Genomic DNA, 15,840 nt, shown 5'->3' with positions numbered 1-15,840 from the left:
CGGGCCAGGGCCCCGATCGTGAAGAGCGTGTCGCCGTCCATGCCTGCACCTTCGTGCCTCCCCCTACGGGAGACTCAAGCCCAGTCTCCCTGCTGGTCCTTCCACCCCCACTGGGTCGCCAATCCACAGGTCTTGACAATTACGCGCGGCCCGGCGCTACTGCTGCCAGAGCTCGTCTGGCCACCGAGCCGCCCGCGCACGCGATATCGGCACGAGTTGCCACTGACTCTACCGGTGGGCGCCAGACGGGGTTCCGGGATCCGCGGGACCATCCCTCGAGCGGACGGCCACCGGAGCGGGGTACGGACACCAGGTGGTTAGGGGCGAATGACCCACGACGACAGGAGCACACCGACACGGTGCGGTCCTCTTGCGGGTTCGAGACGCCACTGCTTCATGACACTACGGAGCTGTCCGCAGCGCGCCGAGATGCCACCTACTGGGGTTCTCTTCGCCGACCAGGGATGCATTCGGCCGGCCAGGTCACCGGCCGCACCAGGGACGACAAGGGGCAGACTCCGATCCTTCGCACACCGGAACCCGGTTGTCTGGGACCGCGATGACCGCGAACAGCACCCGTGGCCGGATGCACTTCATCGTCTTCACCGAGTCGTTCGACGCGAAGGGCACGTGCCGGTTCCTCGCCCGAATCGCCGGGCTCCTCGGGCCGAACTCGCCGCAAGAACCCGCAGGCTCCTACGCTGCCGACAACACCAGCCCCCATCATCCGCCCTGCTCCGGCGGCCCCGACGTCCGCTGCGCCTCGCCCCGTCTCAACGAGTTGTGACCGCACTCAGCGAAGTGTGACCGGTGCCGGCATCGGGCTCGGCCTGATCGGGCACGCTGAAGGATCCGGCCCTATCTGGGCTGACGAACAGGGGGCACCGGAATCTCGGTGGTGGCGGGGCCGAGGCGGCTCTCGACCGGGATGTCCCACTCGATCAGAGCGCCGGGGAACCAGGTGACTGGCTTGGTGTCTTCGCGAGTGTTCGCCCAGGCAGCAACGCGTAGGGCGGTTTGCCGGTCGGGCAGCAGACCGCGTTCGTCGGTATCCACTCCGAGGTGGAGCCTGCCCTCCTCGTAGAGGTCGTTGCAGAGCCAGGTGTGGAGCAGGCCGCAGTCGTAGCCGAGTACCTCCCAGCCGAGCTTGTGCCCGCCCTCGGCCACCTGCCGGGCGGCCTCGCCGGCGCCCTGACCATCGAGGTGGGCGAGCAGTACCGGTTCGTCCGTCCCGGCGGCGCGGATGTCGGCGGCGAATCCGCCGACATGTTCGCAGGGCACGAGCAGGGCGTACAGGCATGCCTCCAACGGCAGATGGAGTGGCAGGCAGGCCGAGAGTGCCTCCTGCTCCGTGCCGAACCAGCGGCCATCATCCGGAAATCGGTTGATCAGGCAGTCGGACGCTGACGTCAGCCGCTCTGTACGGGGCAATCCCGCGACCGTGAGCCGCTCGGGCACCGCAACGAAGTAGCCGGCGAGCAGCGCCTTGCCGGGCGCGGCAACGTCGGAAGGAAGACCGTCAATCATGCCCGCACCGTACCTGACCTGCGGCTTCAAACTCCGGTGAGACGGGAGAACCCTCAACGTATGAACTCATTACATTTCTGATCAATAGTTATCCAGCGGCCCCCAAAGGCCAGAGGAGGCGGGTCGTCAGCGGGAGCTCTGCGACGTGCTCGGAACCACCGTGGTCAGCTGCCGACCCCAGACGCGTGTCGGACGATGGCCCCGGAGCTGCTCGTCGCGCTGAGAGTCCAAGACGAGAGCCCCGTCGGCGACAAAGGGCAGAGAGGGGTGCGGATGCCAGACAGGCGCAGCTCGTACATCATCCCCCCGGTGCGTGCCATGGTGTGGTTACGTCCCGTGATTGTCAGGTCCTGTCGACTGTGGAGGCGAGCCGCTTGGCGGCGCGGGCCTGGGGGAGGTGCGACCGGACCGTGGCTCGGGTGCAGCCGATGCGCTCGGCGATCCGCCGGTCGTCCATGTTGTACCGGTGGTGCAGGCAGACGGCCGCTCTTTGGCGCGGGGCAGCAGCGCGAGGAGCCTCGCCACCTGGCCCCGCCGGACCAGCTCCTCTCCGACCCAGCAACCCTCATCATTTACAGCCAGAGAGCCACTTCCGGCAACGCGGCTCAGTCCTGCCTCAACTTGCTTGCGGCATAATCCGCTTGAGGCCAATTCGAAGGCCGTTCCAAAGCTAAGAGCAAGCCGAGTCAGGGTCACGACCCCGTCGCTTCCTGAGATGGTGACCGGCGCTTCATCTCTGTGCACCACCTGCGCACAGGGAACGGTTTTGCGACCGGGCCTCCGCGAAGCGGCAGTGTGACGCGGCGGCCATGACCAGGCTTCCACGAGCAGAAACGGGAAAGGACACTCATGAAACTGACCGTCAAGACCGCGGCGGCAGCGGCGGCGATCGCTGCCACCGCCGTACTGGCTGGTCCGGGAACGGCTTCGGCCAGCTCCCAGGACGCCTGTATGGAAGGCATGATCTGCCTCTACGACGGCCACAACAACACCGGGGACATGGTGCAGCTCTTCCCCGTGGATACCCCCTACATCAGTTGGGCGTGGAACGACCGGGCCAGCTCCGTGTGGAACCGCAGTGGTGGTCAGGCTTGCGTCTACACTGACGCCGACTACTACGGCTACCACTTCAGCATCCCGTCGGGCGCCAGGCAGGAACTTCTGTTCCTCTACGACAACGCGGTGTCCTCGATCTCGGTCGGTGGCTGCGGAGGCTGAGTCGGCTGATCCGATCGGTCAAACCTGCCGTCCACCCTCGCTTCGGGGAGGACGGCGGGAACCCGCGCGACGCCGCCCGGCTCGTTCCCCTCCTGAACACCATTCCATCCATCCGCGGGCTGATCAGCTACCCCGTAGCCGACTGGGCCTTCGATCGCTCCGCTCGGCCGCCGTCCCGTGCATGCCGTCGTACCGGGTGTCGTCCTGCGGTGTCGCCGTCCGCCCCGGTAGCACGACGGGATACAGGGCTCGGCGGAATCTGGGCTCTGCGCTGTGGAGGATGCGGCCGACGACCGACTTCGATACCCGATCAGGAGTAGCGGCTATCGGGCCATGAACTGTCAGCCGACCTCTACGTATGTGACCAGGATGATCGTGCCGACGACGGTGGCGTTGCTCGGCGACGCGGTAGGGGCGACGTGGGCGCCAAGGGCCGTGCTTCGCCGTCGTGTCAGGGCGGCGCCGGGCGAACGGGCGGCATCGGGCGTACGGGCGGCGTCGACGTCTCCGAGGCCGCCGTAACGGGCCTGGGGCGGCGATTCGTCGTTCGAGGCTGCGTGGCACGAGCGCCGGGGCCTCTGTGCGGATGGGGCTGACTCCGAGGATGTGGGATGCAGGAGCAGGCATTGGCCATGGCGGGTGGCCTGGCAGTGGCTCAGGCGGCCGGCACGGAGGCGTGGACCGGGATGAGGCAGGCGTTGGCGAGCTGGTTCCACGTACCGCCAGGCAGTGGCCTGGGATATCCCGAAACCCGCTCCGCGCTGGGAATATGTCTCGTTCTTGCGCGGGTGGACGAGGGTGAGTGACGCCTGCTGGAAGCAGCCGAGCTTGCGCCAGCGGGTGTTGCGGGCCTGGCGATGCTCGTGCAGCAGCCAGGCGACATGCTCGACGAGCTCATGCGGGACGTCGAGCGTGGCAGGATACGGAACCAACAGGGCCCCTTCGGTCGCCGGTGTGATGAGTGGAATCACCACGCCAACGACCAGGGGCCCTGCCTCGTCACCACCCCCGCTGACCAGCCCATTTCACCCTCCAGCACAGGATGAAAGAGGTTCACTGAGGGATCACCTTACGGTCCTAATTGTTCATCCGGTAATTATTGAATAGGGTTAGGAAAGTAGATGCTTAGTGCTTGCGTCAATGGGATAGCAGTGCTCTCATAGAGGTAGAGGCGTGCAGCGGAGAGCGAAAGAAGGCGAAAGAAGTGGTCGCCGTCTTGACGATGGATAGATTGCGCTGCGAGAACCCTCAGGATTCCGATTTCGATGAGATAATGATCCAGGCCAACGGTAGGCAGGTTTGGCCTTTCACTGGATGGTTTACCATCGGGACGGGTCTGGAGGTTCCAATTGGAGTTGACGTCGCTTTCAATGGCGAGGTCACCGTTGTTCTCTACGACCAGGAAGACTTTGGGACCGATGATGACCTCGGCGGAGTCATCATATCCGAAGGTGACACCGACGGGCAGGCACGGTTCGATATCACTGGGGGTGGATTTCATTACATTCTGACTTATCGAGTAAAGGTCGTCGACTGAGAGTTCGGGAGGTGGGAATCATGGGGGAAAAGTCCGTGAAGCTCACAAGAATACGGTGCAATGAAACCGACGACGATGAGGTCGACGAACTCTTCATGTTCCATAACGGAACTAGGTTCTGGCCGCCTTCGGGTATCTTCTCCATGACGCAGGGTACCGAAGTGGGAATGGATTCGGTATTCGATTTCGGCGCAGATGAGACCAAGCGAATCAGTCTGCGGGATGACGAAAGCCCTTTGGGGTCCGACTCTCTCGGCTGGGTGGAGATATCGCGATTTGAGCCCAACGGGCCACACGATAAAAACTTCGGTGGCGGTGATGGCGGCTCGTACACACTTTCGTACCGCGTGCGGGAAATTATCGAGTAGATCAACGCACGGGTTGCCAGGAAAGGACGTCCTGTGGGTACGGTTCGTGGCCCACGACGCCCAGGCTGTGGTTACGCCGGAGGGTGGGCAGTACAGTAGAGACGGCAACTGAGGTCGAGAACCAAAAGGGCGGCACCCCTCCAGGTTGCTGCCCTTTCTTTTGCCCGGCCAGGCGTATGGAGACCGTGAGCGTTTTCAGCGTTGTCTCTCCAGGGTGAGGCGGCTTTGGCGATGACGGTCATACGGTTCGGACTGATGCGAGATCTGGTGCCCGGTCGACGGTGCAGTGGATGAGGGTGAGTGCACCGCCCGGTGGCCTCCGGCTCACGCCCGCGCAAAGTCTTACCGAGAACCACACGGCCCGGTGCAGCCCTCCCGGCTCACCAGGGAAGAGATCGACCGCTGGGAGCGCGCCGTCGCCGGTGCCGGACAGCTCCTGCTCGATCTCGGCCGCTCTCCGGAGCCCCTCTCGATGGCCTTGACCAGCCTCACCCCCCTGTCGCCGCACCCCGAAGACGAGGCGCAGGCGGTGTCGTCGAGCGACGCGTTCGGCGGGGTCGCACTCTGCGCACCTGAGAACGTGGTGGAGCTGGCCAGAACTCTGGTCCACGAATTCGGACACATGAAGCTGCACGCCGTCATGGACTCCACCGACCTGTACGAACCGGAGGATGAAGCGCCGGCGCCACAGGAGCTGTACTACGCCCCTTGGAGAGAGGACCCGCGCCCTCTTTCCGGTCTCCTGCACGGCGTGTTCGTCCACATCGATGTGGTGGATTTCTGCCGGCGGCTGGTCACCAAAGCTTCGGGCATCGCTCTGCGGCATGCTCAGTTCGAACTCGCCTACCTGCAGGCACAGACCCGGGACGTCTTCACCGCACTGCGCGAAAGCCCGAAGCTGACTGAGGCAGGGCGATTCTTCGTCGACACGATCATGACCTGGACCGACGACGAAGACGTTCCCGACGGCGTGAGGGCGCTGGCCATGGAAGCGGCCGTGGCACACCGTGTCCGATGGCGACTGCGCCATCTGCTCCCCGCATCGAGTGCCGTGGACGAACTCGCCGCCGCGTGGGCAACCGGCGCGCCGCCGTCATCGTGCCTCCCCGGTCCCCACACCCCGCGCGGCAACCGATCCCTCGGACCTGGCTCGCCTGGGAGGCGATGTCGCAGCGGCACGTCACCTCGCCGAAGGCCAGGTGACACGGCAGCCGACCCAGGAGGAGCCCTGGGTCCGGCTCGCTCTGGCCTGGCGCCGCTCAGGCCAACAGGAGCCTGCGCCGGATGCCGGCGCCGTACGGCGAGCGCACTCCCTGACCTGGTGCCCCGAGGTCGTCCGAGCTGTCCACGCCCGCGTCGCCGAGACGACAGGCCATATGCCGGACCCCAGCGCCCTGGCCGACTGGCTGGCCCCTCCGACCGGTACCACTGACCTCCCCGGGCTCCCGCCTATGTATCCGCTGTGATCGGGCAGAGCATGCCGCCGAACGCTGCACCGGAATGCCTCTCAGGCGGGTTCACACGGCATCCCGTGTCCATGCCGTAGCCGTCGATGTCGTCCCTTCCTCGGGTGCGACAGTGGATCGCCCCCTACCCCACGACCCACCACCCGCCCGCTTGAACTGGCGGGAGCGTGTGGTTCACGGAACGCACGGACCTCCGCACGGCAGTTCCTCGACGCACCCCGAACAGCGCCATGGGGAACACGTGAGCCCCATCCGGTCATCATGGAGCGCGCCTTCACGATCCAGCCAAACTTGCGTGACAGCAAGGGAGTTGAGTGATTCAGGTTTCTTCGGCGTTCTTGTGGGACTCTCCGTCGCGAGCTCCGAGTCGCTGTTAGCTTCTCGTCCGGAGCGAGACACGCTCCAGAACTAGGGAGACGAGACGAGAATGAAGAGAACCTTCGTACGTCTGACTTTCGCCTTCGTAGCGACGCTCGGCCTGACGGGTCTGGGCAGCGTGGGTACAGCCTCCGCAAGCCCGGCGCCCGTGACGACCGAGTACTTCAGCGGCTTCGGCACCGGGTCGAGCGCGTGGACTGCCGAGAACTCGGCCCACAGCGACGCCTATACGAAGGCGTCGTTCGCCGGCTACGCCCGTTACATGTGTTTCCCGTCCGGCATCCCGTACACGCGACAGATCAGCCAGTACATGTACTGGTCGAACGCCACGGTCCGGTGCACGAAGTGAGCCTGAAGCCCTGAGCTCCTGATCTTCCGGCCGGGCCGGCCGCCCGAGCCGTTGCGGCGAGCGGAAATCGCCGGGCCGCCAGGGCCGGTTCCTGTGCGGGCGGCTCTCGCCCCGCGAGGGAATGACCATGCCCTCGCTTCTCGCCCTTGAGGGCACACGACGCACACGTGGTCGCCCCCCGGTCCCCCGACCCTTCAACAGGGGCCGGGGGCGACTGTTCCGCCCAGCACGTACCTGAGCGACCGACGCCCTGGTCAGCACCCCGCTCCTCGTCACATGCCTGTCCTTGTTCCAGGATCCGGTGCTCCCTGCCCCGACGCCTGACGAGGTCCGACCCCTTGCTGGGCAGGGCGCTGAAACACTTCCCGTTCTGATCGCCTTCGAGGCCGATGCGGAACGGCAACTCGCCTGCCACCGGCGGCAGATCAGGCTGCAACCGTGCGTGTGCGAACCATGTCTCTGTCCTCATGGCACAAGACACGGAGCCCGGTTCCGACCCCAGCGAGCGAGAGCTGCGCCTGTCAAAGGTCGGTCTTGCCCTGACCATCACGTTCTTGGCAGCGATCCTGACCGCGGGCAGCGTCTTCGCCAGCCTGGTGATCCTGCTCGATGTCCAGGACATCGAGCCCGCCAGGAAGCTCGACGCGAAGACTCTCTTCGATCTGATGAAACTGTCCTTCGGCGTGGTCGCCGGGGCCGGTGCGCTGGTCGCCCTGGTCGTTGCCTACCGGCGTCAGCGCGTCGACGAGGTCGGCGCCCGCCGCGAAGCCACGCGCCTGCACACCGAACGCTTCTCCCAGGCCGTCGACAAACTCGGCTCGGAGTCTCCGGCCGTCCGGCTCGGCGGCGTACACGCCCTGGCCGGCCTCGCCGACGACGCCCCCGACAACAACCTCCGCCAGACGTGCATCGACGTGCTGTGCGCCTATCTCCAGCTCCCCTTCACACCTGACCCCGGCGACGATCCCGCCCACCGGGAGGAACACCATCAATACCTGGCCCTGCGCAACGTCCGCCATACGATCCTGCGCCTCATCGGAGACCACTACCGACGTCCCAAGGGAACCCACCGATCCTGGCAGGGCTGCGACCTCGACCTTCGTGGCGTCACCGTCGACTGCGCCCTGGACTTCAAAGACGTGACCTTCTCCGGCAGCAGGGTGTCTTTCGCGAACGCGACGTTCTCCGCCGGCACAGTGGCCTTCGACCGCGCGACGTTCGACGACAGAGTGTCCTTCGCCGGCGCGACGTTCTCGGGCAGCACCGTGCTGTTCCGCAGCGCGACATTCTCCGGCGGTTACGTCTCCTTCGACAGCGCGACGTTCTGCGACAGCACCGTGCTGTTCCAGAGTGCGGCGTTCTCCGGCGGTGACGTCTCGTTCGGCGGTGCGACGTTCTCCGCCGGCACCGTGACTTTCGGCAGTGCGACGTTCTCCGGCGGCAACGTGTTCTTCGGGAACGCGGCGTTCTCCGGCGGGGATGTCTCCTTCGGGGGTGCGACGTTCTCCGCCGGCAACGTGTCCTTCGCCGGCGCGGCGTTCTCCGGCGGCAAGGTGTTCTTCGGCAGCGCGGCGTTCTCCGGCGGAGAGGTGCACTTCGGCGGTGTGACGTTCTCCGGCAGCGAGATTCACTTCGCCGACGCAGTGGGTGTCGGAGCTCCACCCGGGCTACTCGACGCTGCCGCAGCCACCTCGGCGAGAGTCATCGGCCTTCCTTCCGCCTGGCTCGCCACGAATCCGTAGCCACCGGACGGCGGCAGCGGCTGGCGGATCCTCCCCGATGGCAGATCTGGCGCTGGAGCCGAGGATCGTCGACGCTCTGGTTCAGCGAACGCCAGGAGTGCGGGCTCAAGGAGACGGGACGTCGTCTCGATGCAGGTGCCGGACTCGGTGGTGTCGAGCGTCGTGGTGCGCGTCACCTGATGGATACGGTCGCGGCAGTCGTTGAACTGCTCGTCGTTTCGGGAGATCGCCCCCACCGGAACCCCTTGTTCTTCGTGCCGTCAGGGGCGTCGGTCAGCGAGGTGATGCAGATGCGGTCGCGGTGGTGCCACAGGTGGTGGGTGAGGATCTCGGGGCCGGAGAAGTCCTCGCCGTTCCAGGTAGTGGTGCCGGCGAGGTTCTCGAACCACCACTGGAACATCTCGGGCGTGCAGCCCTTCATCTCGTCCTGCTCGATGTGCACGGATATCCCGCCGGGGCGGGTGACGGTGACGTTCGTGCCCTTCGCCGACGCCTCGGGCGTGAAGGCCAGCAGACCCGCCCCTTTCAGCGCCGCCCGGGCCTTGAGCCGCTGGCCCCTGAGAGGTGTCTTCGCATGTCACGCCCACATCGGAGCGGCGCGAGGGTGACGGCTGTGCGGCGGCGCGTCAGCGACGTTCATAGGCGGTGAAGGGCCTGGACCCCGTCTCGTGGACGGCATAGCGTGCGACGATGAGTCGGCCCTGGTACGTGACGATCCTGTCCACGGGGCCCACGCCGTCCGGGAGGTCGCGGATCTCGCGCTGCTCGCCTGTGACCGGGTCGAGGACACGGACACGGTAGGGGTTCTTGCGGTGCGAGGTGAGGACGGTGAGCTTCCCGTCCTGGACGAGGAGGCTGTACCCGCTGTCGCCGTCGAGGCGGTCGTCGTCGGGGGTGCCACCCCAGACGGGGACACCGGTGGCCAGGTCGAAGGCGGTCAGGTGGTACCGGCTGTCACGGGGCCTCTTCGTCGGGGGTTCGGGCATGGCGTAGAGCCTGCGGTCGTCCGCCGCCGCCATGGTCAGGCTGTTGCGGTAGTCGATCGTGCCGTACGGGCCGCTGAAGTCGATGGGAAGGTTCGGGCGGCCGTCCTTGCCGAAGGAGAGGTACGCCCCCCGCTCGCCATCCTCCGATTGCGCCACGACCACCGGATCGGCCGACACGAAGTCCGCGAAGGTGTCATGGCTCACGGCGCGCCGGCCCCCGAGCGGGGTGGACCACCGGAGCGCGCCCGTGGCCGGGTCGAAGGCGGCGGTGTGCAGTTCGGCGTCCTCCGCGACCTTGTCGCCTCCGCGGCGGTTTTCACCGCCGCAGGCGAGGAAGGCGGCGACCTGACCCTCGGCCGCCGCGGTCCGGCCAGGGACGCAGTCCTTCGGCAGGGCCGCCTTCCAGCGGGGCTTCCCGGTGCGCACGTCCACGGCGCGCAGCTCGTCCTGTTGGAGGAGCACGGCGACGCCACCGCCGGCCAACACCGAGTAGTCCTGGAGACTGCGTGGCTCGGGCTCGCTGAGCGGCGCCTGCCAGAGCTTGCGGCCGTCCTTCATGTCGATCGCGACGACGGTGGTGCAGGACTCGTCCTTGGCCGGGGAGGCCGCGCCGTCCCCGTCGAGGACGAGGACCAGGACCGAGCGGGCGATGTCGGCCGTGGCGTGGCAGACCGACGAGCGGCCGGGCGGCACGTACTCCCAGCTCCCTGCGCCGGTGGCGGCGTGGAAGCCGGTCAACGCGTCGAAGCGGCTGCGGACCAGCGTGTCGCCGGACAGCCAGGCCCCCATCCCGTGCGGTTCGGCCTTGCGGTCCTCGGAGGTGTCCCAGACGACGCCCATGCGCTCGTTCGCCGGCCCGGAGAGGCCGCATCCGGTGGTGAGCCAGCAGAGGGCGACCAGGGCCGCCCCCGCCGCCAGGGCGCGCCGCCCGATCCGTGTGCCGGGCGGCATGTCGTTCCCCCGCGTGGTCATGTCCGCTCGCCCTGAGCCTTTCGCCGTCGACGGTCCACGTGGGTTCCCGTGATCCTCAGCGGCGATCATCTTAAGGAGCCATCCGCCGGACCGGCCGAGGGCCGGATCGCGGAGCTCCCTCAGGCGGCGGCGACCAGACGAACTCCCTCTCGACATCGGATAGTTCATGGCGACGCATCACTGCACGATGATCCACCAGCGGTGATCGCTTGAAGGCACTGCCCAGAGGCGTACGACCCTATGATCGGCCTGCGGCTCGGCGGACTCTCGGTGGATGGCTGCATCACCAAGGCGCCTGGCGGCGGGGAATGCGCAAACGCTTCCCAGTGGACCGAGGTAAACAGTACCGAACAGCGCAGCCGCGTCGTGGACTTCTCCCTCTACCTCGCCGCCACTCTCGTCAGGCTCCGCATGCTCATCCGACGCTCGACGAGCCGCTGCCGCTGGGACGGCCGCCCCACCACCCGACGCCTCAAGTGATCCAGCTGCCGGTCGGCCTCAGCCCCAGTCCTGCAGCTGCTGGAGCAGGTCGGCGTCGCCCTCGATCCGCAGCGAGCCGGCCGGGATGCGCATGTACATGAGCAGGGCCATCTCGCTCGCCGTGCCGTAGATGGCGGCGGTGGGCTTGCTCCCGGCGGCCTCCGCCGCGGTGAGGCGGGTGAAGCGGGAACCGGCGGCGTCCACCGTCTGGCGCCAGGAGCCGGCCTCGGCCGCGTGGTAGTCCATGGTGGCGGGCTCGCCCGGCCACGGGACCGTGCCGGTGCAGACGGTGGCGAGGAACTCCTCGATGGCGTCGCCCGCCTCGGTCGCCGGCAGCTCCTGCGGGGTACCGGAGGCCAGCTGGGCGTCGTAGGTGTGGATCAGCGACTCCGGGACGCGGCGGCGGGCCACGGCGGCCACCGTGTGCGGCGAGGCCAGCGGCTCCCACCAGGCCCAGCAGCCCCGGTCCGGGCCGGCCTCGCGCAGTGCGGTGAGCAGCTGCTCCGTCGAGTCGGCCAGCCAGGTGACGATCTCCTCACGCTCCCTGGGCGCAGCCAGCCCGTCCTTGCTCGGCCGCTCGTCGCCCGGTGCGGTGTTCAGCACGATGTAGGCCCAGAAGCGGTCCCCCTCACTGAGGTGGTTCGCCAGGTCGTACAGCGTCCAGCCCGGGCAGGACGGGACATCGGCGTCGAGGCTGGGGGCCGCGGCGACGGCGGCGCGGAACGCGGCGGACCGCTCGTCAATCATCCGCAGCAGGGTGGGGAAGTGGAGATGATCAGTCACGCAGACCTTGTATCACCCGGTCCGGGACTCTCGCACTCGATTAAGACCACCCCACACGCCTACTGCCGGACGCTCTGAACCACCTCTGGTTGCACACCCGGCACGCGCCCCAGACCAGCAGGTCGTCGACGCCAACACCCCGCCTGGTCAGGGTGGTCGCCCGGCCGCTGCCGGGGAACCGCAACGACTGCCTGCCCTGGGTCGAGTCCAGTGACAAGCGGGCGAGCGGCGACGCTACGACGACTGCGGACGGCAGCTGCCTGGGCACTGGACCGACCGCGGCAAGAGCCGCACGCGGGACATGACAGGTCCACGGGAGACGGCCCTTGAGGAACATCGGGACAGCCGTTTCGGCTGCCCTGAAGTTCCCGGCCGTCCCACTCCCCGGCGCCCCCGGAGCGAAAGCGGCCGGAGACGGCTCCCCATCGCGGTCTCGGAGGGGAATCAGCCGAGGCAGAACTCGTTGCCCTCGATGTCCTGCATCGTGATGCAGGACTCGTTCACGCCATCGGCGCGCTGCGTCAGCACGTGCTTCGCGCCGAGCGCCATCAGCCGTGCGCATTCGGCCTCGAGTGTGGCCAGGCGCTCCTCACCCACGAGCCCGGCGCCGACCCGCACATCGAGATGCACCCGGTTCTTGACGACCTTACCTTCGGGAACTCGCTGGAAGAGCAAGCGCGGGCTCACACCCGAGGGGTCAGTGCATCCGAAGTAGATCTCGTCCTCGGGCGGCAGCGTGCGGTGGTACTCCTCCCACGTGGCAAAGCCTTCCGGGACCGCCGGCACGACGTATCCCAGCACCTCACACCAGAAGTCGGCGAGGCGCGCGGGCTCCGCGCAGTCGAAGGTCACTTGGAACTGTTTGATCGTTGACATCGGCGCACGATAACAGGGGCCCTGCCCATCTCCCCAGGTCGGGAGGCCCGCGACTGGTCGGGAGGCCCGCGACTGGTCGGGAGAGGGCGCCGCTACCTCTGCTGTGTCGTGCGGTCGCAGGGAGGGATCCTCCGCGTTCCAGGTCGTCTACGACCACCGGACGGACACCGATGCCGCACACGCCGACTTCGAGGTCGGCCGTCGGCCCGGCAGCGCCACGAAGCCCTCCTGCGACGACACGGGTACCGGATCCGGCTCCGCAGAGCAGTCGGCGCAGGAAACCGCCTAGCCGGTCGAGGACGTCCTCGTCGAGGTGGAGGGTCGCCGTTCCCTTTCCCACTGGGCCGGGGAGGCTGTAGTCGTTCCCTGACACCGTGCCCGGACGGTGTCAGGGCCGAGGGACCAGCCGGCAACAGCCGTCAGCACTCCCCCGGGCTCTCCTGCACGGGGACCAGCCCGGTTCGGCGAGCGACTCCAGGCGTAGTGCGTGCGGTCGTCAGAAACTGCAGCAGCCCCTCCACAACGCTCATACGATCAGGAGAGGCAGCGACCCGGGCCTGACCGGAGGTACTTGCTTGAGCCGCCCCGGCGGACGGACCGATCTCGGCCTGAGCCGTGGTCTCTGACACTCCGGCCGGCCTGGCATGCGTACATGCCGTCCGCAGGACAGGGGAAGCATGAGGGCAACGACGGGCGGCCTCGCGGGAGTCGCTGCCAAGGGGAGGACCGCGGCATGCAGGGATGGCCGTTGTACCTGGTTCTGCTTGTGGTCATCGTCCTGTGGGCGGGCCGCCAGTGGTCGATACGGAGGCAGGTGCGTCAGCTCACGGGAGAGGTGTCCGTCGAGCCGCCTTTTCCCGCGCCCGACCGGCCCGGGGCGGAGCTGCGCGCAGCAGCGGCGCAGGGGGAGGTGAGGGCGATGCTCGAACTCGGCGACCTCGCCGCACTCGAGCGGGACCTGCCCCAGGCACAGTCGTGGTGGACGAAGGCCACCGAGGCGGGTGACGACCTGGCGGCCTACCGGCTCGCCGACCTCCACCAGGCCCTCGGTGATGCGGAGAAGGCATCCGCGCATTTCCGGCGTGCCGTCGAGGCAGGGGTGCCCGGAGCCGCCAACGACTACGCCCTGTTCCTGATCGGCCAGGGCGACGACGCCGGCCATGGACTGCTGCTGCGCGCCGCCGAGGAGGGCGACGCGTTGGCCATGTACAACCTCGCCTCCCAGGCGGCTGAACGCGGCGACGCGAGGGAGAAGGAGCGCTGGAGCCGGGCCAGTGCCGAGGCCGGACACCCCGAGGGAGCGTACGCCCTGGGGCTCCTCTCCTACGAGCGCGGTGACCTGGGGCAGGCGGAGACCTGGTACCGGGCGGCAGCCGCGGCACAGCACTCGAACGCCATGTTCAACCTCGGGCTCCTCCTGCGTGAGCGCGGAGACTTCGAGGAGGCGGAACACTGGTACGGCCGGGCCGCCGCGGCAGGTGATGCACGAGCCGCCCAGAACCTGGTCCTCCTGCGCCGCCGACGCCACCGCCTCTGACGTGCCGAGATCATCGGCCAGGCGCCCTCCGGGACGACCGCGCACGCCGGCCGCCGGCGGGGGCGGCCGGCGCCTGCCGCAGGGAGATCCGCGCATCGGCGTCGACCGGCGGATCCTCCTCCCCCGGGCGGCTCCTGCGCTACCGGCCGGACCAGGCGATGGGCTCCGGTTTCCCGGCAGGATGACCGCGTGCACGGCAGGCCCGACCCGGCCCCGCTGCCGACCGGTCAAGGCGCTGGTGATCACTCCACTGTCAACAGGAATCCCGCCACGAACAGGAGCATGAGAACCGAGGCCAGGAGGACCGTCATGAAGAGCGTGACGAGGACACGGTTCCGCAGCGTGCTCCAGAACTTTGCCCGCCGGCCGTCGGGGGTGTCGGTGCGGTAGACGGTCGGGATCTCCACTCGTCCTCCGGCAATGTCTTCCGCGGCCCTGCGCACATCCCCGGGGTGGAAGTGATAGACGGTCGGGGCCGCACCGTAGGTCCCCCGGCTCTCCCCGCCGGAGCGGCGGACACGAACATCCGCGAGGTGCGCGACTCTTGGCACCCAGTCCTCGCGCACCGGCCACAGCCTCGCGACCGCTCCGACACCAAGCCAGGGTTCCTCCTTCTCCACCGGCTCGGGCACTGCAGGATCCGGCGTGTGCGCCATGCTTCCCCCTCGATGCAGCAGTTCTTCCATCCATACCCGCTCGCCTGCACGCCGACGAGCACCTGCGCCACCGCGCCGTACGGGGCGTGCACTGCTTCGTGTGCTGGAGGTGAGGGGTGGCCCGGCAGCACTGATTCGGGAGCGTGTCTGGGCACGGGCCCCGCCCGCACTCGCTCGACCGCACATGCTGGAACCAACCCTCCTGGGACGCTACGCGGTGACAGGGGCGGGACCAGAGGCGCAGACGGGGCCGGGGCCCGAGCGGGCGGCGTGGCACCGTGAGCACCCGCCTGTGCCCCCGTGGTCCGGCTGTTTCGGCGAGGGCGAAGAAATACTTCGTGGAAAGTTGTCGCCGGATGTCGAGGCCCCGCTCCTGGCTCCGACCAAGGGGTGACAGCGCGCCGGCAGGGCGCGCGCCAAGGGGAGGACACCCGAGATGAAGTACGTCGCGATGATCTACGGCAACCAGGCCAAGTGGGACGCGTTCCCGGCCGAGGCGTGGCCCGAGGCCATCGCCCGCCAGGAGGCGTTCAACGCCAAGTACCGGCAGACCGGTGAACTGATCGGCGCCTTCGGCTTCGCCGACGCGGCCCTCGCCCAGCTCGTACGACGCGAGGCCGGTGCCCCGGCGGTCACCGACGGCCCGTACCTGAAGACCGAGGAACACATCGCCACCTTCTACCTCCTCGACTGCGACAGCCTCCAGCGCGCCCAGGAGATCGCCGCGGACATGCCCATCGCCGACACGGACCCGGTCGAGCTCTGGCCGATCCTCCACGCATCCGCCGCGGACAACTGAGCAAGCCGCTCCCGGCGTGGGGCGGGTCCCGCTGCCTGCCCCAGGCCACACTCCAGCACCCTTGAACGGTCAAGGGTGGTACGAGGAGCACTTCCGATGAATCCGGAGGTGAAGGCCGCCCGGTGGGGTATCGACGCAAGCACCGTGCCGGTCTCGGCGGTCGGTG

General features: G+C 67.9%; 17 protein-coding genes and 2 pseudogenes. 11 read left to right on the top strand and 8 right to left on the bottom strand.

From position 1 onward, the window contains the following. The first annotated feature begins 559 nt into the window (after positions 1 to 559). Complete coding sequence (locus ACFVU3_RS27225; RefSeq protein WP_390070202.1) at positions 560 to 787, top strand: hypothetical protein; 228 nt, start codon at positions 560 to 562, stop codon at positions 785 to 787. Positions 788 to 858: 71 nt separating this feature from the next. On the opposite strand, the gene ACFVU3_RS27220 is transcribed toward ACFVU3_RS27225, so the two are convergent. Both ACFVU3_RS27220 and ACFVU3_RS27215 read right to left on the bottom strand, forming a co-directional pair. Continuing rightward, positions 859 to 1,527: a hypothetical protein gene (locus tag ACFVU3_RS27220; protein WP_390070200.1), complete on the bottom strand. Its 669-nt coding sequence runs from the start codon at positions 1,525 to 1,527 to the stop codon at positions 859 to 861. A gap of 343 nt (positions 1,528 to 1,870) precedes the next feature. Continuing rightward, positions 1,871 to 2,089, bottom strand: coding sequence for a sigma factor-like helix-turn-helix DNA-binding protein (locus tag ACFVU3_RS27215; protein WP_390070198.1), 219 nt, complete (start codon positions 2,087 to 2,089; stop codon positions 1,871 to 1,873). A gap of 287 nt (positions 2,090 to 2,376) precedes the next feature. On the opposite strand from ACFVU3_RS27215, the gene ACFVU3_RS27210 reads away from it, so the two are divergent. Then, positions 2,377 to 2,745, top strand: coding sequence for a peptidase inhibitor family I36 protein (locus ACFVU3_RS27210; protein WP_390070196.1), 369 nt, complete (start codon positions 2,377 to 2,379; stop codon positions 2,743 to 2,745). 710 nt (positions 2,746 to 3,455) lie between these two features. On the opposite strand, the pseudogene ACFVU3_RS27205 reads toward ACFVU3_RS27210, so the two are convergent. Further along, positions 3,456 to 3,719: pseudogene (locus tag ACFVU3_RS27205) on the bottom strand (transposase family protein); the annotation flags it as partial. 158 nt (positions 3,720 to 3,877) lie between these two features. On the opposite strand from ACFVU3_RS27205, the gene ACFVU3_RS27200 reads away from it, so the two are divergent. From ACFVU3_RS27200 to ACFVU3_RS27180, 5 genes are all read left to right on the top strand, one after another. Then, the gene (locus ACFVU3_RS27200) at positions 3,878 to 4,282 is read left to right on the top strand and encodes a hypothetical protein (RefSeq protein WP_390070195.1); all 405 of its coding nucleotides are present in this window, start codon (positions 3,878 to 3,880) and stop codon (positions 4,280 to 4,282) included. 20 nt (positions 4,283 to 4,302) lie between these two features. Continuing rightward, complete coding sequence (locus ACFVU3_RS27195) at positions 4,303 to 4,650, top strand: hypothetical protein (RefSeq protein ID WP_390070193.1); 348 nt, start codon at positions 4,303 to 4,305, stop codon at positions 4,648 to 4,650. Between the two features lie 364 nt (positions 4,651 to 5,014). Beyond that, a complete protein-coding gene (locus tag ACFVU3_RS27190; protein ID WP_390070191.1) occupies positions 5,015 to 6,082 on the top strand; it encodes an aKG-HExxH-type peptide beta-hydroxylase in 1,068 nt (355 codons plus the stop codon). Positions 6,083 to 6,642: 560 nt separating this feature from the next. Then, positions 6,643 to 6,843, top strand: coding sequence for a hypothetical protein (locus tag ACFVU3_RS27185; RefSeq protein WP_390070190.1), 201 nt, complete (start codon positions 6,643 to 6,645; stop codon positions 6,841 to 6,843). 467 nt (positions 6,844 to 7,310) lie between these two features. Then, positions 7,311 to 8,585, top strand: a complete 1,275-nt coding sequence (locus ACFVU3_RS27180) for a pentapeptide repeat-containing protein (protein WP_390070188.1) — start codon at positions 7,311 to 7,313, stop codon at positions 8,583 to 8,585. Between the two features lie 172 nt (positions 8,586 to 8,757). Here ACFVU3_RS27180 and ACFVU3_RS27175 read toward each other — a convergent pair whose 3' ends face one another. Continuing rightward, positions 8,758 to 9,027 (bottom strand): hypothetical protein, encoded by a 270-nt coding sequence (locus ACFVU3_RS27175; RefSeq protein WP_390070187.1) that lies wholly within the window; start codon positions 9,025 to 9,027, stop codon positions 8,758 to 8,760. 184 nt (positions 9,028 to 9,211) lie between these two features. After that, positions 9,212 to 10,543 (bottom strand): PQQ-binding-like beta-propeller repeat protein, encoded by a 1,332-nt coding sequence (locus ACFVU3_RS27170; RefSeq protein WP_390070185.1) that lies wholly within the window; start codon positions 10,541 to 10,543, stop codon positions 9,212 to 9,214. A 225-nt stretch (positions 10,544 to 10,768) separates the two neighbouring features. On the opposite strand from ACFVU3_RS27170, the pseudogene ACFVU3_RS27165 reads away from it, so the two are divergent. Beyond that, a pseudogene (locus ACFVU3_RS27165) lies at positions 10,769 to 11,023 on the top strand (hypothetical protein); the annotation flags it as partial. 18 nt (positions 11,024 to 11,041) lie between these two features. Here the strand turns inward: ACFVU3_RS27165 and ACFVU3_RS27160 are convergent. Both ACFVU3_RS27160 and ACFVU3_RS27155 read right to left on the bottom strand, forming a co-directional pair. Beyond that, positions 11,042 to 11,806, bottom strand: a complete 765-nt coding sequence (locus ACFVU3_RS27160; RefSeq protein WP_390070183.1) for a maleylpyruvate isomerase family mycothiol-dependent enzyme — start codon at positions 11,804 to 11,806, stop codon at positions 11,042 to 11,044. Between the two features lie 444 nt (positions 11,807 to 12,250). Next, a complete protein-coding gene (locus ACFVU3_RS27155; RefSeq protein ID WP_390070181.1) occupies positions 12,251 to 12,682 on the bottom strand; it encodes a VOC family protein in 432 nt (143 codons plus the stop codon). Positions 12,683 to 12,785: 103 nt separating this feature from the next. Here ACFVU3_RS27155 and ACFVU3_RS27150 point away from each other — a divergent pair, with 103 nt between their 5' ends. Both ACFVU3_RS27150 and ACFVU3_RS27145 read left to right on the top strand, forming a co-directional pair. Then, positions 12,786 to 12,971: a DUF6281 family protein gene (locus tag ACFVU3_RS27150; protein WP_390070179.1), complete on the top strand. Its 186-nt coding sequence runs from the start codon at positions 12,786 to 12,788 to the stop codon at positions 12,969 to 12,971. Positions 12,972 to 13,430: 459 nt separating this feature from the next. Beyond that, positions 13,431 to 14,219: a tetratricopeptide repeat protein gene (locus ACFVU3_RS27145; RefSeq protein ID WP_390070177.1), complete on the top strand. Its 789-nt coding sequence runs from the start codon at positions 13,431 to 13,433 to the stop codon at positions 14,217 to 14,219. Between the two features lie 242 nt (positions 14,220 to 14,461). On the opposite strand, the gene ACFVU3_RS27140 is transcribed toward ACFVU3_RS27145, so the two are convergent. Next, positions 14,462 to 14,905 (bottom strand): hypothetical protein, encoded by a 444-nt coding sequence (locus ACFVU3_RS27140; RefSeq protein WP_390070175.1) that lies wholly within the window; start codon positions 14,903 to 14,905, stop codon positions 14,462 to 14,464. Positions 14,906 to 15,311: 406 nt separating this feature from the next. On the opposite strand from ACFVU3_RS27140, the gene ACFVU3_RS27135 reads away from it, so the two are divergent. Continuing rightward, positions 15,312 to 15,674, top strand: a complete 363-nt coding sequence (locus ACFVU3_RS27135; protein ID WP_390070173.1) for a YciI family protein — start codon at positions 15,312 to 15,314, stop codon at positions 15,672 to 15,674. Positions 15,675 to 15,840: the final 166 nt, after the last annotated feature.

Source organism: Streptomyces sp. NPDC058052, assembly GCF_042885515.1.
Taxonomy (GTDB): domain Bacteria; phylum Actinomycetota; class Actinomycetes; order Streptomycetales; family Streptomycetaceae; genus Streptomyces.
Note: the sequence above shows the minus strand (reverse complement) of the source record. Positions and strands in the feature narration are given on the sequence as shown.

Excerpts from the sequence above, each read along its gene's own strand:
- ACFVU3_RS27155 (WP_390070181.1), bottom strand. The coding sequence starts at position 12,682 with ATGTCAACGATCAAACAGTTCCAAGTGACCTTCGACTGCGCGGAGCCC.
- ACFVU3_RS27140 (WP_390070175.1), bottom strand. The coding sequence starts at position 14,905 with ATGGAAGAACTGCTGCATCGAGGGGGAAGCATGGCGCACACGCCGGAT.
- ACFVU3_RS27225 (WP_390070202.1), top strand. The coding sequence starts at position 560 with ATGACCGCGAACAGCACCCGTGGCCGGATGCACTTCATCGTCTTCACC.
- ACFVU3_RS27195 (WP_390070193.1), top strand. The coding sequence starts at position 4,303 with ATGGGGGAAAAGTCCGTGAAGCTCACAAGAATACGGTGCAATGAAACC.
- ACFVU3_RS27135 (WP_390070173.1), top strand. The coding sequence starts at position 15,312 with ATGAAGTACGTCGCGATGATCTACGGCAACCAGGCCAAGTGGGACGCG.
- ACFVU3_RS27180 (WP_390070188.1), top strand. The coding sequence starts at position 7,311 with ATGGCACAAGACACGGAGCCCGGTTCCGACCCCAGCGAGCGAGAGCTG.
- ACFVU3_RS27220 (WP_390070200.1), bottom strand. The coding sequence starts at position 1,527 with ATGATTGACGGTCTTCCTTCCGACGTTGCCGCGCCCGGCAAGGCGCTG.
- ACFVU3_RS27210 (WP_390070196.1), top strand. The coding sequence starts at position 2,377 with ATGAAACTGACCGTCAAGACCGCGGCGGCAGCGGCGGCGATCGCTGCC.
- ACFVU3_RS27170 (WP_390070185.1), bottom strand. The coding sequence starts at position 10,543 with ATGACCACGCGGGGGAACGACATGCCGCCCGGCACACGGATCGGGCGG.